We start from the raw sequence: 18,967 nt of genomic DNA on the forward strand, positions 1-18,967 counted from the left end.
GGGGATATCCGAATGCAGGTGCAGGTCCGTCACCAACCGTCCTTCGCGGTCGCGAGACTGCTGCTGGCACCGGGTGAGCCGTGCCAGGTCGAATCCGGCGCGATGGCCGCCACCAGCTACGGCGTGCACGTCCAGTCGCAGGCGCAGGGCGGCGTGATGAAGGGCCTCGGCAGGGCGTTCCTGTCCGGCGAGTCGTTCTTCGTCAGCACCTACACCGCGCCGCAGAACGGCGGCTGGGTCGACGTCGCCGCCAATCTGCCCGGCGACATGCAGGTGATCAACCTCGACGGCCGGCAGGGCTGGTGCGTCACGAGGGGTTCCTGGATCGCTTCCGCGCACAGCGTGCACACCGAAACGCGCTGGGGCGGCATGAAGAACCTCTTCGGCGGCGAGGGCGGCTTTCTCACCCACGCCACCGGCCAGGGCCCGCTCGTCGTCGCCTGCTACGGCGCGCTGGAGACGGTGAACCTGCAGCCGGGCGAGATGATCACCATCGACACCGGCCACGTCGTCGCTTTCGCCGACACCGTCCAGCAGCAGATCCGCAAGGTGTCGCAGGGCGTCATCCAGTCCCTGAAGAGCGGTGAAGGGCTCGTGTTCGACTTCGCGGGGCCTGGCCAGGTCCTCACCCAGACCCGCAACCCGTCGGCGTTGTCGGCGTGGGTGATCGCCCAGGTCCCGAGCCGCTAGGAGACGAGGAGCGCTTTCGTGGAGGTGCACACCCGGCACACGCCCGCGTTCGGCGTCGCCAGGGTCCGGTTGCAGCCGGGCGAAGCGGTGCAGGCGCTCGCGGACACCATGCTCGCCAGCAGCTTCGGCGTCGTCGAGGCGCAGCCCGCGCGGGGCGGCTCGCGCGCGGCGTCGAAGTCCGCGTACTCGGTGTTCACCGCGCCCGCGGAGGGCGGCTGGATCGACCTCGCACCACAGAGTTCCGGCGATGTGTACGCGCTCGAACTCGACGGGTCGCACGGCTGGTGCGTGGCGAAGGACGCCTTCTTCGCCCGGCCCTCCACGGTGCGCAGGGACGACGGCTGGCACGGCCTGCAGACCCTGTTCGGCGGGGACAGCGGGTTTCTCGAGCACTACAGCGGCACCGGACCGCTCGTGCTCGCCTGCGCCGGACCCGTCGACGCGCTCACCCTCGAACGCGGCGAACTCGTCACCATCACACCGGGTTTCGTAGTCGCTTACCTGGACACCGTGCAGTGCCGCTTGCGCGCGCTCGATCCGTCGGGACCGCAGTCGGTGCGCACCGGCGAAGGGCTCGCGCTGGACTTCGCCGGGCCGGGTCAGGTGTTCGTCCGCGCGCGAAAGGGATGAGTGTCAATCCCGCCGAATTGACCATTGAACCCGTCGCCCGATCCGGTAGCGTGAGCTGAGCTTGAAGCGCCGGCCCGCCCCGTGACCTCGCCGGCGTGTTCTTCGGTCTATAGGAGGACGCCGTGGCTGTAGGCACGGTCAAGTGGTTCAACGCGGAAAAGGGCTACGGGTTCATCGAATCCACCGAAGGCCCCGATGTGTTCGTGCACTACTCCGCGATCCAATCAGAGGGTTTCCGCACTCTGGACGAAGGCGATCGCGTCGAGTTCGAGGTGCAGTCCGGCCGGGACGGGCGCAGTCAGGCAGCCGACGTCCGCAAGGTCTGAGAACCCCGCTAAAGCTGAACCCCCAGCGGCGTCGCCGGGCAGGGCGTTAGGCTGCGCTGCGTGACAGGCGATGTGTCGGGGGACCTCACCGGTCGCCGGCTGGGCAACTACCGCATCGACGGTGTGCTCGGCAAGGGCGGCATGAGCGTGACGTACAAGGCCACCGACGTGCGACTGGGTCGCAAGGTGGCGTTGAAGGTGATCGGCGAGCATCTCGGCGCCGACGCCGAGTTCCGCGAGCGCTTCGTGGACGAAGCGCGCAACACCTCGGCCATCGACCACGCCAACGTCGTCCCGCTGTACGACTTCGGCGAGCTCGACGGCATGCTCTACATCGCCATGCGGATGGTCGACGGCGGTGACCTCGCCGGGCTCATCGCGAACTCGCCGATGGACCCCGACCGCGCGCTGCGGCTGCTCGACCAGGTCGCCGACGCACTCGACAGCCTGCACCACCGCGGCCTCGTGCACCTCGACGTCAAGCCGGCGAACGTACTCGTGACAAGCCGCGAGTCGACCCGCGAACACGTCTACGTCGCCGATTTCGGGCTCACCCGGCGTGGCGCCACCGGCCACCGCACGCGTGGCGGCGACTTCCTCGGCTCGCCCACCTACGCCGCACCAGAGCACCTGCGCGGCGAGCCGCTCGACGGCAGGACCGACCAGTACGCGCTCGCATGCGTGCTCTACGCCTGCCTGACCGGGCGCCCGCCGTTCTCCGGCGACGTGCAGACCGTCATCAAGGGCCACCTGGCTGGCGATCCGCCGCCGGTGTCGAGGCAGGTTTCGCTGCCGCCGGGGATCGACGACGTGATCCGCAAGGGCATGGCGAAGAACCCGGCCGACCGGTACGAGAACTGCGGCGAGCTGATCACCGCGGCGCGCAAGGCGATCAGCGCGCGCCAGGAAACCGGGCCGGAGCAGCGCGGCGGCAGGGCGGGGGCGGTCGCCGCCGTCGGAGAGGGCGCGTCACGGGCCGAGGGGGGCCAGATGAACAATCCGTACGGGCAGCAGCCCGGCTACGGCCAGCAGGGACAACAACCGGGCCAGCAGGGCTATCCGCCGCAAGGCACGCCGCCGCAGGGACCTCCGCCGCAGGGTTCGCCGCCCGGTTACGGCGGACCGCAGCAGGGCTACCCGCGCCAGGGCGGGTACCCGCCGCAGGGGCTCGGGCAACCGCCGCAGGGCATGCCGCAGCAGAGCCAGCCGCACGGCCTCCCGCAGGGGCCGCCGCCCGGCCAGGCCGGTTTCGGCGGACCGCAGCAGGGACAGCCGGGCCAGCAGCCGCCGGGCTACGGGCCGCCGCCGGGGTTCGGCGGTCAGCAGCAACAGCCTTCGGAACCCGGCTTCGGCGAGGCGAAGAAGGCCGACAAGGTCGGCAAGGCGACCAAGTGGGTGTGGGTCGCGGTCGGCGCGGTGGTGGTCGCGGCCGCCGTCGTGTTCGCGATCATCTACTTCGGCAGCGACGACAAGGACAAGGGTCCCGCCACGCCGTCCGCGCCGCAGACCACCGCGCCGCAGATCCCCGTCGGGCCCAGCGGCGGCGCCAAGCCGAGCACGTCGTCGGGATCGCAGCTGCCCCCGCCGCCCGGCACGGTCTCGGTGCGCCCGTCCACCTGACCTGGCCTTCTTGCACTCGGGTCGGGAGAGTGCTAAAACCGGCATTGGCACTCGGCGCCGTCGAGTGCCAGGCGGGTGGTCACCGATCGCCCGCCTGAAGGTCGGGACGGTGAGGCTGCGTTCTCCGGAGGGACCCTTCCGGGGGCGAAGTCGTCCGTCGCGGGCACCGAGCCTGGCCGAGGACGTGTCCTGCCGCTGTCGCCGAACAGGCCGACGGCGGCGCCCAATACCGGAGGACCACACCGCAATGGCCAAACTGATCGCGTTCGACGAGGACGCACGCCGCGGGCTTGAGCGCGGCTTGAACACCCTCGCCGAAGCCGTCAAGGTGACGCTTGGCCCTCGTGGCCGCAACGTCGTGCTCGAGAAGAAGTGGGGCGCGCCGACCATCACCAACGACGGCGTCTCCATCGCCAAGGAGATCGAGCTCGAGGACCCGTGGGAGAAGATCGGGGCCGAGCTCGTCAAGGAAGTTGCCAAGAAGACCGACGACGTCGCGGGTGACGGCACCACCACCGCCACCGTGCTCGCGCAGGCTCTCGTCCGCGAGGGTCTCCGCAACGTGGCCGCCGGCGCCGACCCGATCGGCCTGAAGCGCGGCATCGAGCAGGCCGTCGAGGCCATCACCGAGCAGCTGCACAAGGCCGCCGTGCAGATCGAGACCAAGGAGCAGATCGCTGCTACCGCCTCGATCTCGGCCGCCGACCGCACCATCGGTGACCTGATCGCCGAAGCGCTCGACAAGGTCGGCAAGGAAGGCGTCGTCACCGTCGAGGAGAGCAACACCTTCGGCCTCGAGCTCGAGCTCACCGAGGGCATGCGCTTCGACAAGGGCTACATCTCCGGTTACTTCGTGACCGACCCGGAGCGTCAGGAAGCCGAGCTGGAGGACCCCTACGTCCTGCTCTTCGGCTCCAAGATCTCCACCGTCAAGGACGTGCTGCCGCTGCTGGAGAAGGTCATCCAGTCCGGCAAGCCGCTGCTGATCATCGCCGAGGACGTCGAGGGCGAGGCGCTGGCCACCCTCATCGTCAACAAGCTCAAGGGCACCTTCAAGTCCGTCGCCGTCAAGGCGCCTGGCTTCGGTGACCGCCGCAAGGCCATCCTGCAGGACATCGCGATCCTGACCGGTGGCCAGGTGATCAGCGAGGACGTCGGTCTCAAGCTGGAGAACGCCGACATCTCCCTGCTGGGCAAGGCCCGCAAGGCCGTCATCACCAAGGACGAGACCACCATCGTCGAAGGTGCCGGCGACGCGGACCAGATCCAGGGCCGGGTCAACCAGATCCGCGCGGAGATCGAGAACTCGGACTCCGACTACGACCGCGAGAAGCTCCAGGAGCGTCTGGCGAAGCTGGCCGGCGGCGTCGCCGTCATCAAGGCCGGTGCCGCCACCGAGGTCGAGCTGAAGGAGCGCAAGCACCGCATCGAGGACGCGGTGCGCAACGCGAAGGCCGCCGTGGAAGAGGGCATCGTCGCCGGTGGCGGCGTGGCGCTGATCCAGGCCGCCGAGGTCGCGTTCGCGGGCCTGAAGCTGACCGGTGACGAGGCCACTGGCGCCAACATCGTCAAGGTCGCCGTCGAGGCCCCGCTCAAGCAGATCGCGGTCAACGCCGGCCTCGAAGGCGGCGTCGTGGCGGAGAAGGTCAAGGGCCTGCCGCAGGGCCACGGCCTCAACGCCGCCACGGGTGAGTACGAGGACCTGCTCGCCGCCGGCGTGCCGGACCCGACCAAGGTCACCCGCTCCGCGCTGCAGAACGCCGCTTCCATCGCGGCGCTGTTCCTGACCACCGAGGCTGTCGTCGCGGACAAGCCGGAGAAGGCTGCTGCCGCTCCGGCCGACCCGTCCGGCGGCATGGGTGGCATGGACTTCTGAGTTCAGCCCAGTACGACGAAGGGCCCGGGTGCGATCCGCACCCGGGCCTTTTCGCGTCGTCGTCGATGGTTTCGGTGGGCCTTCCGCGCGCCCATGGCGATCAGGCGGCGTGCTCTTCCGGCATCAGGATCCAGCAGGCGAGGTAGATCAGCACCGGGGTGCCGACGCCGATGATGGCCGAGGCGACGAACAGGATCCGCAGCAGCGAGGCGTCGATGCCCAGCATCTTGGCCCAGCCGCCGCACACGCCCGCGAGCATCTTGTCGGTGCTGCTGCGGCGGAGCTTCTTGGTGGTGGTCTCGGGGGAGTACGCGTCGTTGTTCATGCCTCCATGCTGCGTTTAGCGGGCTAAACGCACATCGGGGACCAGCCCTGAGCGAACCCGGAACCGTGACCCTGAGACCCGAAAACCAGGTGCCCTCCGGTGGCCGGGCCCGGTACAACTTCCGGCATGAAACACGACAGCCAGGAGTTCGCCGCCATCGCGGAGCGCGGCACGATCCTGCGCTGCCAGGTGGGATCCGGTCTGCACGGTACCGCCGTGGCGGGGCAGGACGATCGCGACGAGATGGGCATCTGCGTCGAGCCGCCCGAGTACGTCATCGGGCTGCGCCGGTTCGAGCAGTACATCTTCCGCACCCAACCCGAAGGCGTCCGCTCCGGTCCCGGCGATCTCGACCTCACCGTGTACTCGCTGCGGAAGTGGCTCCGCCTGGCGCTCGCGGGCAATCCCACGGTCCTGCTGCCCCTGTTCGTGCCGGAGTCGGAGATCGTGCGCATCGACGAACTGGGCCACGAGATCCGCGCGAATCCCGAGATGGTCGTTTCCCGCGTGGCGGGCAAGCGGTTCCAGGGGTACCTGCGCGCGCAGCGGAGCCGGATGCTCGGCCTGCGCGGGCGGCACACCAACCGCCCCGAGCTGATCGAGAAGTACGGCTTCGACACGAAGTTCGCGATGCACATGGTGCGCCTCGGCGTGCAGGGCGTCGAGCTGCTGGAGACGGGCCGGATCACGCTGCCGGTCCCCGAGCCGTGGCTGACCTGGTTGCGAGATCTGCGCCAAGGCCGCCGCACCAAGGACGAGGCGCTCGAGGCCGCCGAGGAGCTGGAGAACAAGCTCGCGAAGCTCGCCGATTCGTCGCCGCTTCCCGAACGCGGTGACGAGAACCGCGCCAACGCGTGGCTGGTGCGGGCCTACGAAAGGGCGTGGTCCCGCGCTGCCTGACCTCAGCGCGCCCAGCCAGGCGTCCACACCTCGTCGCTCGCGGTCGCTTCGTACCGGATTCGCAGGTATTCCAGGAAGTTCGCGAGCACGGGGTGCGGGTTGTCCGCGCGCCAGACCACGGAAAGCGGGTAGACCACGACCGGGTCGACGATCGGGATCCGGCGCAGGTCGTAGCTTTCCGGCCAGAAGTAGCGGGAGCCCTCGCCGACCAGGTTGGCGAGTCGCGGTGAGTGCGCGATCTCGGCGAGGAGCGCCTCGATGCCGAAGACCGGGCCGCCGGTGTCGATGGTGAGCCCGAACGCCTTCGCCAGATCGTCGTAGTAGCCGACCGGCTCGGCCTCGGACAGGCCGGGCATCCAGACCGGGTGCCCGGCCAGTTCGGCCACCGTGACCGCCTTGGCCTTCGCCAGCGGATGCCTCGGGCCGACCAGCAGTTCGTGTCGTTCGTCGATGACGCGCGCCGCCTTCAGTCCACTAGGGACAGTGCAGTCGCGCAGCGATCTGAAGGTGGCGTCCAGAGTGCCGCCGCCGATGTCGGCCAGCACCGATTCGGTTCCGACGCCGGTCAGGGTGACCACGTCGAGTTCGATACCCGGGTTCTGCTGGTAGAACGCGTGCAGGACGTTGGAGGGTGTGGTCCTGCGGTTCATCACGTCGATCCGCAGCGGCCTGCGGCCCGGGGTCACGGCCGCGGTGGCCCGTTCGGCGGCGTGCAGGAGTTCGCGCGCGTGCGGAAGCAGCGCTTGCCCGTCGACGGTGAGCCGGGCGCCCCTCGCCGTGCGCGCGAAGAGCTGCACGCCGAGTTCCTTTTCCAGGTTCGCCACGCGTTTCGACGCCGCCTGCTGGGTGATCCCCAGATCGTCGGCGGCGGCCTGGAATTGGTCGGTCTCGGCGACGGCGACGAAGGTACGAACCGCATCGAGATCCACGAAGGGAGAACCTACTCCCACAACCGGCGGTTGTGACACGCCGCTCGGCCCGTTGTTGGTGGCTTCCGGCATGCATCGGCTTCTCTTGCCTCGGCACTTCGACGTGGGGGCGAAAATGGGACAGCGGGCGAATCTCGGCCGGGCGTTCGGATGGTTGTGGGCGGCCTACGCGGTCAGCGCCTACGGGACCGGGCTCGGGTTCGGGGCGTTCTCAGTCGTCGCGATCGAAGCCCTGCACGCCAGTTCGGCGGAAGTGGCGGCGCTGTCGGCTTCGGGGCTCGCGCTCGGGGCGCTGCTGGCGGTCCCGCTCGGGCCGTGGATGGAGTTCCGCGCCAAGCGCCCGGTGATGATCGCCGCGGACCTGGTCCGCTTCGCGGCGCTGGCGTCGGTGCCGCTCGCCTACTGGCTCGGCGTGCTGTCCTTCGTGCAGCTGCTGATGGTTTCCCTGGTCACTGCGTCGGCGAAGATCGCGTTCACCGCCGCCAGCGGCGCCTACCTCAAGACCATCGTCCCGGAAACCGGGCTTTTGGCGGCCACCAGCCGGTTCGAAGCCACCACCTGGTCGGCCACGATCATCGGGCCACCCCTCGGTGGCGCCGCGATCGGGTTCTTCGGGCCGGTGGCCACCATGGTCGTCGATGCGCTGAGCTACCTGCTTTCGGCGCTCGGCATCACCGCGATCCGGGGAGCCGAGCGGGTTTCGGGGAAGACCCGGACGCGTCGGTGGAGCGACCTCGCCGAGGGCTGGCGGTACATCCTCGCCCATCCGGCGCTGCGGCGGTTCTTCTTCAACACCGTGCTGGTCAACGGATTGATCATGGCGACGGAGCCGGTGCTGTCGGTGCTGATGCTGTCGAAGCTGCGGTTCCCGGTCTGGCAGTACGGGCTGGCGTTCGCGGTCCCGTGCCTCGGCGGCCTGATCGGCGCGCGCCTCGCCCGCCGCCTCGTTTTCCGTTGGGGCAAAAGGAAAGTACTGCGAACCTTCGGCGTGCTCCGGGCGTGCTGGTCGCTCGGGCTGGTGTTCGTCCAGCCGGGTTTCGCCGGGCTCGTGATCGTGATGGTCACCGAATTCGGCTTGATCGTGTGCGTGAGCCTGTTCAACTCGGTGTTCGCCGCCCACCGGCTGACCACCACCGATCCCGCCCGCCATGCCAGGGTGCTCGCGGCGTGGTCTATCACGAGCAGCGCCGGTATCGCCGCGCTCACCATGCTGGGCGGCCTCCTGGCCCAGCTCACCAGCCCCCGCACGGCCATCGCGGTCGCCGGGATCCTCCTGCTCGCCACCCCGTTCCTCCTGCCACGGTCGATCGCCACGCGGGAACCGGCTTCGGTGCCGTGATGGCTTCCCACATGCCCCGAAAGTGACCTTCGGGGACCTGAGTGCCCCGAAGGTCACTTTCGGGGCTGGTGACGCCGCTCTGCATGGTCGGTAGTGCCGTCGCGCTGTGCGGCGAGTGCGCGCGCAAGCCGATCCGCCATGTCGGGCCGCAACCGGTTCGCGGCCTCGGCGTGCGGGACGAACGCGAAGCCGGACAACTCGTCATCGGTGAGCCTGAGCGCCTGAACCTGCGTGGCGGTCAGTGTCCCGCCGTCGAACACGAAGATCAACTGGTCGTCCCACGGTCCGTGCGGACCGTCCCAGTCGATTACCAGCACGCGCCCCACCGCGATGGTCAAGCCGAGTTCTTCGCGCAGTTCGCGGGTGGCGGCGGCACGGGGAGGTTCGTTCGCTTCGGCCATTCCGCCGGGGAGGTCCCAGTGTTCCTTGTAGGTCGGATCGACCAGAAGGACCTGGCCCGCTTCGTCGCGGATCAGCACGTCCGCGGCCACCCGCTTCCGTGCTTGTTTGGCGTTGCCTTCCGCGAGGTACGCCCACCGTCCTGGCTCCGCTACACCGGCCACGCGCTGCTCTCCTGCTGGTTGTCGTCGACCGCGAGACGGTCCAGGAAGTTCGCGACCTCCGGAACGGAGTTGTTGTGCTGCAACACTTCTCCGAGACGATCGAGGCGGGAGCGTACACGTGTGGAGCTGAGCGCGGGCAACACTTCGCACACCGCGATTCCCATGGCGGCGGCTTCGCCGGGCTCACCGGCATCAGCGAGCACTCTGGCAAGGGTGAGTTGGCCGAACGCGCGTGAACGTACTCGGTCGCCCTGGCGCAGTGTGATCACGAGCTCCGCCTGCCGCCGCGCTTCGGACAGATCGCCGAGTCGGCGCAGGCACAGTGCCGTCTCGCTGGCGAGTGATCCGGCGTCGAACCCGGCTATCCACTCCGCAGCCCGCTCATCGCCGACGCGGCCCAGTGCTTGCTCGGCCTTTTCGAGGGCGGTCACGCACGCCCGGGAGTCACCACCGATCGCGAGGCCACGCGCCCGCATCGCATGCAGACGAGAGAGCAACGCGGTGGTACCGGGCGCTCGCTTTGCCCGTGTGAGGCCGATTTCGGCGATGCGGACCGCGTCCGCCGGAACTCCGAGTTGCCCGGCGAGATGGGACATCGACGCGCACACGTTTCCGGTCAATGCTTCGTTTCCGGCGGCGACGGCGAGCCGGTAGGCGGAATCGAAATGCGAGCGCGCGGTGGTGTCGTCGCCGCTGTCGTGCGCCATCCAGCCCGCGATCTCGGTGACCGAACAAGCTGCCGCGAACAGCGCGGCCCCGCTCCGCTTGTGCGGATCGAGCAGCTTCGGCGCGACTTCGGCGTTGAGGTACCGGACGACGGTGCGGTACAGGGCGCCGCCGCCGACCTGGCGGTCGGCGGTCTGGAATCCCGCGCACATGGCCTGGATGGCGACGACGTCCGCTGGTGCGGTGACCGAGTTCGGCGAATCGCGGTGGAATTTTCCGGGTGTGCCTTGGCCGACGGTTTCCCGTTCGGGGGTCAGCGGTCGTATCGGGCGACGATGCGTCGCCGAGGGACGAAACCCGAGCCGGGAATCGTCTTGACCGAGCACCGCGCTGATGGCCGCGCGGTAGTCGGCGTTCGGCCACCGGATCTTTCCGCGTTCCAGCCGTGCGACGTAGTGCTCGTCGAGCACACCGTGCCGTGCTGCGTGCTCGACGAGCCAGGCGTTCGCCGCCTCGGCCAATTCGGCGCGCGACATGGCAACGCCCGGTACGCGAGGCGACGGCACCGCCTCGCGGGCGGACCGGAGGTGAACGTTCGGTTCGTGGCCATTTTCCCGCACGCCACGCATTGTGCCCCCTTGAACTGTCCCTGGTAACCGCCCACGCGGTCAGCCGTGCCCGCGGTGCCCGATTTCCGCGAATGTCATGCCATGAGCTGGTATCGCGATATCCAGGGGAATGTCGACGATTTCGATGGCACGGGCCCGGTCGACGAGGACGAGGAGTGAGCCCGCCGCCGAGTCTGCGCGTCGTGGTGCGGTGGTATTCGGGTGATCTGCTGGCGCACCTGTATCTGGCGAGCGAAATGGGGCAGGAATTCCTCGTGCCGATGGGGCACACCTGGTGGCATGCGTCGGCGCACCGGCGGGATCTGTTGTCGCAGAAGCATTCCCTGCTCCCGCCTTGGGACACGTGTGCCTCGTGCGCGCGCTGGCTGGCCGCGAACCGCTACACCGTCCTGATCCTCGGCGCGCACACGATGCCCCGAAAGTGACCTTCGGGGCATCTACCGCCCCAAAGGTCACTTTCAGGGCCAACGGCCCGCCCACCACCGGCCGGGGGGAAGGAACTTTGGCGTTTCGGGCAACCTTCGGGGTAGGAAGCGGCGGCCCGGCGAACCTTCTGGAAGGCTGGTGGGTATCAGGTCGCCGGGGGAGGAGATTTCTGCCGCTATGCCCGAAAATTTGACGCAGTCGCTGCTGGAGCACGTCCGCGAACAGGGGTGGGAGAACAACGTCGCCTTCATCGCCGACGAGCGGTCGTGGACGCTCGCCGAGGTTTTCGAGGGTGCCGCGCGAGTCGCGGGCGGGTACCGTGCCGCCGGGCTGAAGCCCGGTGATCGGGTCCTGCTCGCCCTGCCCGACAGCGTCGAGATGGTCTGGTGCCTGCTCGGCGCCTGGCAGGCCGGTTTCGTGGCGGTGCCGGTCAACGTCCAGATGAGCCGGGAAGACCTGGCGAGGGACGTGGGGACGGCGGAGCCCGCGCTCGCCGTGGTCGACCCGGAAACGGCGGGCTGGCTCGACGACTCCGGGCTGGTCCCGACCACCCGGGTGGACCGGCTCGCCGCCGCCGCACCGGAGTCCGGGTTCCACCAGGACGCCGACGCCCCGGCGCTGGCCCTGTTCACCTCCGGCACCACGGGCGCGCCGAAGCTGTGCTTCCTCCGCCACCGCAACTTCGACGAGATGGGTGGCCCGCGGCCGGTCAGCGCGCCGGGCACCGTCGGGTTTTCGGTGTCCAGGATGTACTTCCTGGGCGGGTTGGGGTCCTCGGTGTTCGCCGCGTTCGGCATCGGGCAGACCTCGGTGCTCTCGCGCGAACGGGCCACCCCGGCCGTCGCGCTCGAACTCATGCGCCGTCACGGCGCCACGCTCTTCTTCGGCCAGCCCAGTTTCCTGGCGCGGCTGCTGCTCGAACCCGGGCATGCCGAGGTGCTCGGAAACCTGCGGCAAGTCACCTGTGCCGGAGAGGTGCTCACCGCGCGGTTGCGCGAGAAGCTCGTGCCGATCCTCGGCGATCGCCTGCTCAACGCCTACGGCGCCACCGAGATCGGTGGCATCGCCGCGGGCAGGCCCGTCGACTACGACGTGCCCTCCGCGGTCGGGCCCGCGTGGGACGGCCGCCCGGTGCGGATCGTCGGCACCGAGGGGCAGGACGTGCCCGCCGGTGAGCGGGGCGAGCTGCACATCAAGGCCCCGTTCGTCACGCGCGGGGTCGCCAAGGGCAGCCTCGGCCCGAATCAGGAGTACGACACCTGGTACCGCACCGGGGACCTGGCCTCGATCGACGAAAACGACGTCATCCACGTGCACGGCAGGCTCGACGACGTCGAGGTGATCGGCGGGCAGAACGTGGTGCCCGGCGAGGTCGAGCGGCTGCTGGAGAGCCATCCTCGCGTGCTCGAAGCGGCCGTCAGCGCGGTGCGGCGCTCCGCGGGCGACACCAGCCTGCGCGCTTACGCGGTCGCCACCGACAAAGGCGACGAGTCACTGGCTGGTGAACTGATCGAACTGGCCAAGGCACACCTGTCCTTCTACAAGGTCCCGCATGACGTGGTCTGGCTGGACGCCTTGCCCCGCAACGGGAACGGCAAGATCCTTCGCCGGAAGCTGCGCGCGGAGGGCGACCAGTTCGTCTGAGGGGCATCATGTCTTCGTTCCGGTAGAGCGACGAAGGCAGGGTGAAGGGCATGACTGGAAAAGTGCTCGCGGCGGTGCTGCTCGCGGTGCTGGGGATCGGGACCGCGGCCGCCGCGCCCGAGCACCCCGGCCCGTCGAGCAGGCTCGACCAGGTGCAGCGCCGCGGTGAGGTGAAGGTGTGCAGCACCGGCGACTACCGGCCCTTCACCTACCGCGACCCTGCCACCGGCGCGTGGAGCGGGATCGACGTCGACATGGCCGGTGACTTCGCGAAGAAGCTCGGCGTCCGCCTCACGATCGTGCCGAGCACGTGGAAGACCGTCGCCGACGACGTGGGCCGCCGCTGCGACCTGGCGATGGGCGGCGTCTCCATCACGCTCGACCGGGCGAAGACCGGATTCTTCAGCGCGCCCTACGTCCGTGACGGCAAAACGCCCATCACGCGCTGCGAAAACGCCGGAAAGTTCCAGACGCTGGCCCAGATCGACCAGCCGGGGGTGCGGGCGATCGTCAACCCCGGCGGCACCAACGAGCAGTTCGCCGACGCGAACCTGCACCGCGCCACGATCGTGCGGCACCCGGACAACAACACGATCTTCGCCGAGGTCATCGCCGGGCGCGCGGATCTGATGATCACCGACGCGACCGAAACGAAGTGGCAGGCGAAGCAGCACCCCGAGCTGTGCGCGGTGCATCCCGACCAGCCGTTCACCTTCGCGGAGAAGGCCTACCTCCTGCCGCGCGGCGACGTGGTGTTCCAGCAGTGGGCGGACCAGTGGCTGCACCTGGCGCTGAACGACGGCACCTACGCCGCGTTCGCGAAACCGTGGCTCGGATGAATCCTAACGGGACAGTGCGCGCACGCGGTCGAGGCGGTCGAGCCACCAGCGCCGGGTCTGTTCGTCCGCGCGCACGTCGTCGAGGAGATCGGGTTCCGGCGCGACGCGCGGCACCGGCAGGTAACCGTCCACAGGGGACAGTGACGCGGCGCTGACATCCCCGCGCAGCAAGGAAAGCGTGCCGAGCCCGCAAGCGAAGTCGAGCGACGGCAGCGCACCGGCCAACGCGAGACCGGCGGCGAGACCGACGCTGCTCTCGACCGCCGAGGACACCACGCACGGCAGGCCGCACGCTTCGGCGACTTCGAGCGCCCTGCGCGCACCGCCGAGCGGCGCCACCTTCAGCACCGCGATGTCCGCGGCGCCCGCCACGGCCACCTTCATCGGGTCCTCCGCGCGCCGGATCGACTCGTCCGCGGCGATCCGCACGTCGACGCGGCGGCGCACCGCGGCCAGTTCCTCAATCGACGGGCACGGCTGCTCCGCGTATTCGAGGCCGCCCGCCGCGCGGTCGAGGTCCTTGATCGCGCGCACCGCGGTTTCCACGTCCCACGCGGTGTTCGCGTCCACCCTGATCGCGCCGCCGGGGCCCAGCGCGTCGCGCACCGCGGCCACGCGTTCGCAGTCACCCGAGAGCGGTGAGCGCGGATCGGCGACCTTGACCTTCGCCGTCCGGCATCCCGACGCGGCGACCAGTTCGTACGCCCGTTCGGGTGCCACCACGGGCACCGTCGTGTTGACCTCGACGCGCTCGCGCACCGGCTCCGGCCAGCCCACGTCCGCGGCTTCGGACGCGGACGCCAGCCACGGCGCGCATTCGGCGTCGGAGTAGTCGGCGAACGGGCAGAACTCGCCCCAGCCCGCTTCGCCGCGGAGCAGCACGCCTTCGCGCACGGTGATGCCGCGGAACCGGTTGTGCAGGCTGATCGCGTAGACGTCCACCAAGACAGCCTAGGTCGTGATGTTTGGGCACCGCCGCTTCCCGGGTAGGTCCCCGGTGAGCCACCCGAGAAAGGAGTACGCCAGTGCCGGACACGCTGACCGGAGTTCGCGTCGCCTTCCTGGTCGCCCCGGAGGGGATCGAGCAGGTGGAGCTGACCGAACCGTGGAAGGCCGTCGAAAAGGCGGACGGGCAGCCGGAGCTGGTGTCGACCGCGCCCGGCACCGTGCAGGCCTTCAACCACCTGGACAAGGCGGACACGTTCAAGGTCGACAAGGTCGTCACCGAGGTCGCGCCGGGCGACTACGACGCGCTCGTGCTGCCCGGCGGGGTGGCGAACCCCGACTACCTCCGCACGGTGCCGAACGTCGTCCGCTTCGTCGGGGAGTTCTTCGCGCAGCAGAAGCCGGTCGCGGCGATCTGCCACGCGCCGTGGACGCTGATCGAAGCCGATGTCGTGCGCGGTCGCAGGCTGACCTCGTGGCCGAGCCTGCGAACGGATCTGCGCAACGCGGGCGCCGAATGGGTCGACGAGCAGGTCGTGGTCGACGCGGGCTTCGTGACCAGCCGCAATCCCGACGACCTTCCCGCGTTCTGCGACAAGCTCGTCGAGGAGTTCGCCGAAGGCAAGCATCGCGCGCAGGCACGCAGCGCCTGACGCGGTGAGCGTGGCCGCCTTCCCCCGCCGTCTGCCCCCGGCTGGGAAGGCGGCCTTCTTCGCGTCCGGAACTGTCGGACCCCGCGGCTACGGTTCTTCCCAGACCGAGAAACCTGGGGAGGAATCATGGCCACACTGGTCATTCACGACGAAACCGCGACAGGGCGGGAGATCGCCGATTTCACCGTGCCCGACGTGCCCTCGCGCGTCACCGTGCGCGAGCTGGTGCGGTTGCGCGTCCGCGCGGAGGTCGAGGCGCACAACGCACGCCCGAGAGCGGTTTTCCGCGGTCTGGTGCGGCCCACCGACGCCGAGATCACCGCGAACGGTTACCTGCTGCGAAAACCGCGGCAGCTCGACTGGGGGAAGCAGGCCGCGATCGCCGAAAAGGCGTTCGCGGGCAACGGGTTCTTCGTGCTGGTCGGCGACCGGCAGGTGGAAAGCCTCGACGAAACCGTCGAGCTGAGCGCGGACACGCGGGTCAGTTTCGTCCGGCTCGTCCCGCTCGCGGGCGGGTGAGCGCGATGGACTTCCGGCGAAGACTCGAAAAGGCCGCCGCGCGCGGGAACGTGGCGGGGCTGCTCAAACATGTGGTGATGCCGCGGGAACTGCGCGATCTCGTGGTGTGCCACGGCGGCTGGTGCCTGCCGTTCCTGGCGAGGAACCACCGGTGGGAGCACGCGCCCGAATTTCGCGAGCGCGTCGAGGCCGCCACCGACGTGGGGCGCCGTGCCGCCGGAATGCTCGCGCTCGCGACGCTCGGCCTCTCGGGGGTGCGATACCGGGAGTGCGGCTACCAGGCGAGTCCGCACGACGAACTGTTCACCGCGCTGGCGAACCGCCGCCTCGCCTGGACGACGGACGAATTGATCTGGTTGGTGGAGTATTCGCTCACCCTCGCCAAGGGCGAGTGCGCCGCGATCGGGCTGGTCAAGCTGCCCCTTTCCGCGGCAGAGCGCGCCTCGCCCGCGGAACGCGCGCCGGTGCTGCCCGCGCTCCACCGGTTCGCCGAGCTGATCGGCCAGGAGACGGCGTGGGATCCCCCGGTGCGCCGCCGTACGTTGAGCAGGCTTCGTGCCCTTCTCCCCGCCGACGAAACGGCGATCCCGCCGTCGATCCTGCACGACGGCGACGCCTACGGCAGGGCCGCGCGCGAAGCGGTGGTCACCGCGTTCGGCGCACCCGCCGCGGCGCGCGTCCTGCGGTACCTGGACGGTTACGGGCAGGGCGTTCGGCCCAAGAAGACCTGGCTGCGCGGGCTCGCGGACCTGAAGGCCGCGGTGCCCGCCGCCGAACTCGCCCGGGTCCTCCTGACGGAACTGCTGGCCCACCGCGAGTCCGGCGAGGAGCACGCCTGGGGCGGGCAGGCCTACCGGACGTGGCGTTTCCTGCACGCCGACACGAGTCCGCTGCTGCGCGCCGCGGTGTGGCTGCTCGCGGACGTCGGCGAGCCGTGGGTGGCGCCTCTCCTCGGCGATGTCGCGGTGCACACCGGCACCGGGTTCGGCGGTTCGGGTGCCGACTCCCGGTGCGCCCCGGTCGCGCGCGCCGCGGTGCTGGTGCTGGCGGCCCGCGCCGAGTCCGAAGTGGACAGTACGGCCGCGGTGACGGCGCAACTCACCCGTTGCCGCGCGAAGATCAAGAACCGGCCGCTGGCCGCGGACGTGTCGGCCGCGCTGGAGGCCACGGCCGCGGTGGACGGGCTGACCCCCGCCCAGCTCGTCGAGCGGTCGGTCCCGGACTTCGGCCTCGACCGCCGCGGGCACCGCGAAGTGCCGGTCGGCGAGCACGTCGCCGTGCTCGACCTGGCGCCGGTGCCGAAACTGGTGCTGCGCTGGCGGGACGCGGCGGGCAAGGAGCGGACCACCATCCCGGCGGTGGTGAAGGAGCGGCACACCGACGAATTGGCCGAGTTGCGCGCGCTCGCGAAAGAGGTCAAGAACGTCGTGGCGAGCCAGCGGACCCGGCTGGAAGAGCTGATGGTCACCGAGCGCACGTGGACCGCGGCGGACTGGTTCCCTTGCTACGCCGAGCATCCGGTGGTCGGGGTCTTCGCCAGGAGCCTGATCTGGGAGGTCCGGCGCGACGGCGAATGGCTGGCTGGGCTTCCGGTCGATGGCGGCCTCCGTGATCACCGGGAGACCGAGATCGCCGTCGTCGCCGACGACGAGATCCGGTTGTGGCACCCGCTGCGGGTGCCGCTCGCGGAGGTGCGGTCGTGGCGCGCGCGGTTCGCCGACCTCGAATTCGCGCAGCCGTTCAAGCAGGCATTCCGGGAGATCTACCTCGTCACGCCCGCCGAAGAAGCCACCTCGGCCTACTCGAACCGGTTCGCCGCGCACATCCTCCGCTACCCCCAGGCGCACGCGCTGATGCGCACGCGAGGCTGGGTGGGCGGGCAGCTCGGCTACTGGAACGGCGGGTTCGACGCGTGCGCGGCGAAGGAGTTCGCGGAAACCGGCTGGCGCGCTTCGTTTTCCTTCGAACTGGCCGACGAGAACGGCGGCCAGTACGTCCCCCAGCTGTGTGCGACGGACCAGGTCCGCTTCGAACGCCGCGACGAGTCCGGCGGCTGGCTTCCGTCCACTGTGGACAGGGTGCCCGCGCTGGTGTTCAGCGAGGCCATGCGCGACGTCGACCTGTTCGTCGGCGTGACCTCGATCGCGGCCGACCCGACCTGGGTGGACGGTGGTGTGGGCGGGCACCGCGGCTATTGGGAGCGGGCGGCCTTCGGGGACCTGACCGAATCGGCGAACGTGCGGAGGGAAGCCTTGCAGCGCCTCCTGCCGCGCACGAAGATCGCGGACCGGGCCGAGCTGACCGACCGGTTCCTGGTGGTGCACGGCCGGATCCGCGACTACCGGATCCACCTCGGCTCGGGAAACATCCTGATGAGCCCCGCGGACACCTACCTGTGCATCGTGCCGGCGCATCGCCCGAAGGCGCCGGGCAAGGTGTTCCTCCCGTTCGAAGGGGACGGCAGGCTCGCGGTCATCCTGTCCAAGGCGTTCCTGCTCGCCGAGGACGACGCGATCACCGATCCGTCCATCACCCGCCAGCTCCGGGCGGGGCTGCCGTGAGCGCGCTCAGCCCTGATCGGATTCGATGCGCACGCCGAGCTTTTCGGCGAGGCTGTGCGCGTCGCCGGGGGCCTTGACCTTGATGTCGTTGTCGAAGTACACGAAGGCGTCGCGGCTCGCTTTCCGCCAGGCCCGGATGGTCTCGGCCCAGCGGTCCAGCGCGGCGTCGGTGTAGCCGCTCGCGTACAGCTCTTCGTCTCCGTGCAGGCGGGCGTAACCGAAGTCCGCGGTCGCTTCGTCGAGGCTCGGCCAGTTCCCGGCGGAGTCGGCGGCGACGAGTGCGATGTCGTGTTCCCGCAACAGTTTCACGCATTCTTGGCTGTCGAAACTGGGATGTCGCACTTCGAGCGCGTGCCGAAGATCCCGCTGAGTTCCCGGTTTCGTGTACGGGTCGCCCTTGAGCTTGCCGTCGTGCTTCTTCGCGAGCGCGGACGCCGCCCTGGTGGTGCGGGGGAGCAGGTCGAAGAACGCGGCGAGCCGATCCGGGTCGAACGCCATCCTCGGCGGAAGCTGCCACAGGAACGGCCCGAGCTTGTGCCCGAGCGCCAGCACGCCCGAGGCGAAGAAGTTGGCGAGCGGGGTTTCGACGTCGCGCAGCTGCTTCATGTGCGTGATGAACCGGCCGCCTTTCACCGCGAACACGAAGTCGTCCGGCGTTTCGTCGAACCATCCCCGATACCGTTCCGGCCGCTGCAGCGAGTAGAACGACCCGTTGATCTCGACCGTGTCGACCTGCCGGGAAAGGTATTCGAGTTCGCGCCGCTGCGGCAGGCCCTTCGGATAGAAGACCCCTCGCCACGGCGGATAACGCCAGCCGGAAGTGCCGATCCTGATCCCGCCGATGACGCACCTCCCGTGAACCCGACCCCGTGCGACGGGTTAACCCC

Annotated in this window: 19 protein-coding genes; 13 read left to right on the plus strand and 6 right to left on the minus strand. The window is 69.7% G+C overall.

Annotated elements, in window-relative coordinates; translation table 11 throughout:
- Nucleotides 1-12 precede the first annotated feature (12 nt).
- The 5 genes from HUW46_RS25445 (at nt 13) to groL (ending at nt 5,142) form a co-directional block, all read left to right on the plus strand.
- Nucleotides 13-690: a TIGR00266 family protein gene (locus tag HUW46_RS25445; protein WP_215541333.1), complete on the plus strand. Its 678-nt coding sequence runs from the start codon at nt 13-15 to the stop codon at nt 688-690.
- An 18-nt stretch (nt 691-708) separates the two neighbouring features.
- Nucleotides 709-1,320 carry an AIM24 family protein gene (locus HUW46_RS25450; protein WP_215541334.1) on the plus strand — a complete coding sequence of 204 codons (612 nt, stop codon included), beginning with the start codon at nt 709-711 and terminating at the stop codon, nt 1,318-1,320.
- Between the two features lie 122 nt (nt 1,321-1,442).
- Nucleotides 1,443-1,646 (plus strand): cold-shock protein, encoded by a 204-nt coding sequence (locus HUW46_RS25455; protein WP_215541335.1) that lies wholly within the window; start codon nt 1,443-1,445, stop codon nt 1,644-1,646.
- Nucleotides 1,647-1,706: 60 nt separating this feature from the next.
- The gene (locus tag HUW46_RS25460) at nt 1,707-3,266 is read left to right on the plus strand and encodes a serine/threonine-protein kinase (protein ID WP_215541336.1); all 1,560 of its coding nucleotides are present in this window, start codon (nt 1,707-1,709) and stop codon (nt 3,264-3,266) included.
- A 247-nt stretch (nt 3,267-3,513) separates the two neighbouring features.
- Nucleotides 3,514-5,142 carry a chaperonin GroEL gene (gene groL / locus HUW46_RS25465; protein WP_215541337.1) on the plus strand — a complete coding sequence of 543 codons (1,629 nt, stop codon included), beginning with the start codon at nt 3,514-3,516 and terminating at the stop codon, nt 5,140-5,142.
- Nucleotides 5,143-5,242: 100 nt separating this feature from the next.
- On the opposite strand, the gene HUW46_RS25470 is transcribed toward groL, so the two are convergent.
- Nucleotides 5,243-5,467, minus strand: coding sequence for a PspC domain-containing protein (locus tag HUW46_RS25470; RefSeq protein ID WP_215541338.1), 225 nt, complete (start codon nt 5,465-5,467; stop codon nt 5,243-5,245).
- A 126-nt stretch (nt 5,468-5,593) separates the two neighbouring features.
- Between HUW46_RS25470 and HUW46_RS25475 the strand changes: the two genes are divergently transcribed.
- Nucleotides 5,594-6,367, plus strand: coding sequence for a nucleotidyltransferase domain-containing protein (locus tag HUW46_RS25475; protein WP_215541339.1), 774 nt, complete (start codon nt 5,594-5,596; stop codon nt 6,365-6,367).
- A gap of 2 nt (nt 6,368-6,369) precedes the next feature.
- Here the strand turns inward: HUW46_RS25475 and HUW46_RS25480 are convergent, their stop codons facing one another.
- Nucleotides 6,370-7,296: a LysR family transcriptional regulator gene (locus tag HUW46_RS25480; protein ID WP_215541340.1), complete on the minus strand. Its 927-nt coding sequence runs from the start codon at nt 7,294-7,296 to the stop codon at nt 6,370-6,372.
- Between the two features lie 115 nt (nt 7,297-7,411).
- On the opposite strand from HUW46_RS25480, the gene HUW46_RS25485 reads away from it, so the two are divergent.
- Entirely contained in the window at nt 7,412-8,635 is a 1,224-nt protein-coding gene (locus HUW46_RS25485) for an MFS transporter (protein ID WP_215541341.1), read from the plus strand.
- 53 nt (nt 8,636-8,688) lie between these two features.
- Here the strand turns inward: HUW46_RS25485 and HUW46_RS25490 are convergent, their stop codons facing one another.
- Both HUW46_RS25490 and HUW46_RS25495 read right to left on the minus strand, forming a co-directional pair.
- Nucleotides 8,689-9,126 (minus strand): NUDIX domain-containing protein, encoded by a 438-nt coding sequence (locus HUW46_RS25490; protein ID WP_305858949.1) that lies wholly within the window; start codon nt 9,124-9,126, stop codon nt 8,689-8,691.
- A gap of 59 nt (nt 9,127-9,185) precedes the next feature.
- Nucleotides 9,186-10,400: a hypothetical protein gene (locus HUW46_RS25495; protein WP_215541343.1), complete on the minus strand. Its 1,215-nt coding sequence runs from the start codon at nt 10,398-10,400 to the stop codon at nt 9,186-9,188.
- A gap of 248 nt (nt 10,401-10,648) precedes the next feature.
- On the opposite strand from HUW46_RS25495, the gene HUW46_RS25500 reads away from it, so the two are divergent.
- From HUW46_RS25500 to HUW46_RS25510, 3 genes are all read left to right on the plus strand, one after another.
- A complete protein-coding gene (locus tag HUW46_RS25500) occupies nt 10,649-10,918 on the plus strand; it encodes a hypothetical protein (protein WP_215541344.1) in 270 nt (89 codons plus the stop codon).
- A 178-nt stretch (nt 10,919-11,096) separates the two neighbouring features.
- Nucleotides 11,097-12,563, plus strand: coding sequence for a class I adenylate-forming enzyme family protein (locus tag HUW46_RS25505; protein ID WP_215541345.1), 1,467 nt, complete (start codon nt 11,097-11,099; stop codon nt 12,561-12,563).
- A 50-nt stretch (nt 12,564-12,613) separates the two neighbouring features.
- Entirely contained in the window at nt 12,614-13,402 is a 789-nt protein-coding gene (locus HUW46_RS25510) for a transporter substrate-binding domain-containing protein (protein WP_215541346.1), read from the plus strand.
- A gap of 3 nt (nt 13,403-13,405) precedes the next feature.
- Here the strand turns inward: HUW46_RS25510 and HUW46_RS25515 are convergent, their stop codons facing one another.
- Nucleotides 13,406-14,344 (minus strand): o-succinylbenzoate synthase, encoded by a 939-nt coding sequence (locus HUW46_RS25515; protein ID WP_215541347.1) that lies wholly within the window; start codon nt 14,342-14,344, stop codon nt 13,406-13,408.
- A gap of 83 nt (nt 14,345-14,427) precedes the next feature.
- Between HUW46_RS25515 and HUW46_RS25520 the strand changes: the two genes are divergently transcribed.
- The 3 genes from HUW46_RS25520 to HUW46_RS25530 all read left to right on the plus strand — a co-directional run bounded on the left by HUW46_RS25520 (nt 14,428) and on the right by HUW46_RS25530 (nt 18,080).
- Entirely contained in the window at nt 14,428-15,000 is a 573-nt protein-coding gene (locus HUW46_RS25520; RefSeq protein WP_215541348.1) for a type 1 glutamine amidotransferase domain-containing protein, read from the plus strand.
- A gap of 126 nt (nt 15,001-15,126) precedes the next feature.
- On the plus strand, nt 15,127-15,519 hold the full coding sequence (locus HUW46_RS25525; RefSeq protein ID WP_215541349.1) for a hypothetical protein: 393 nt from the start codon (nt 15,127-15,129) through the stop codon (nt 15,517-15,519).
- 5 nt (nt 15,520-15,524) lie between these two features.
- Complete coding sequence (locus HUW46_RS25530; RefSeq protein ID WP_215541350.1) at nt 15,525-18,080, plus strand: DUF4132 domain-containing protein; 2,556 nt, start codon at nt 15,525-15,527, stop codon at nt 18,078-18,080.
- 6 nt (nt 18,081-18,086) lie between these two features.
- Here the strand turns inward: HUW46_RS25530 and HUW46_RS25535 are convergent, their stop codons facing one another.
- Nucleotides 18,087-18,908, minus strand: coding sequence for a DUF72 domain-containing protein (locus HUW46_RS25535; RefSeq protein ID WP_215550103.1), 822 nt, complete (start codon nt 18,906-18,908; stop codon nt 18,087-18,089).
- Between the last annotated feature and the right edge of the window lie 59 nt (nt 18,909-18,967).

The sequence above is a fragment of the Amycolatopsis sp. CA-230715 genome, from assembly GCF_018736145.1.
Lineage (GTDB): Bacteria > Actinomycetota > Actinomycetes > Mycobacteriales > Pseudonocardiaceae > Amycolatopsis.

What these genes read in the sequence shown, in the direction of transcription:
- HUW46_RS25445 (WP_215541333.1), top strand. Translation starts at nt 13, where the DNA reads ATGCAGGTGCAGGTCCGTCACCAACCGTCCTTCGCGGTCGCGAGACTG.
- groL (WP_215541337.1), top strand. Translation starts at nt 3,514, where the DNA reads ATGGCCAAACTGATCGCGTTCGACGAGGACGCACGCCGCGGGCTTGAG.
- HUW46_RS25470 (WP_215541338.1), bottom strand. Translation starts at nt 5,467, where the DNA reads ATGAACAACGACGCGTACTCCCCCGAGACCACCACCAAGAAGCTCCGC.
- HUW46_RS25475 (WP_215541339.1), top strand. Translation starts at nt 5,594, where the DNA reads ATGAAACACGACAGCCAGGAGTTCGCCGCCATCGCGGAGCGCGGCACG.
- HUW46_RS25485 (WP_215541341.1), top strand. Translation starts at nt 7,412, where the DNA reads ATGGGACAGCGGGCGAATCTCGGCCGGGCGTTCGGATGGTTGTGGGCG.
- HUW46_RS25495 (WP_215541343.1), bottom strand. Translation starts at nt 10,400, where the DNA reads ATGTCGCGCGCCGAATTGGCCGAGGCGGCGAACGCCTGGCTCGTCGAG.
- HUW46_RS25505 (WP_215541345.1), top strand. Translation starts at nt 11,097, where the DNA reads ATGCCCGAAAATTTGACGCAGTCGCTGCTGGAGCACGTCCGCGAACAG.
- HUW46_RS25510 (WP_215541346.1), top strand. Translation starts at nt 12,614, where the DNA reads ATGACTGGAAAAGTGCTCGCGGCGGTGCTGCTCGCGGTGCTGGGGATC.
- HUW46_RS25525 (WP_215541349.1), top strand. Translation starts at nt 15,127, where the DNA reads ATGGCCACACTGGTCATTCACGACGAAACCGCGACAGGGCGGGAGATC.
- HUW46_RS25530 (WP_215541350.1), top strand. Translation starts at nt 15,525, where the DNA reads ATGGACTTCCGGCGAAGACTCGAAAAGGCCGCCGCGCGCGGGAACGTG.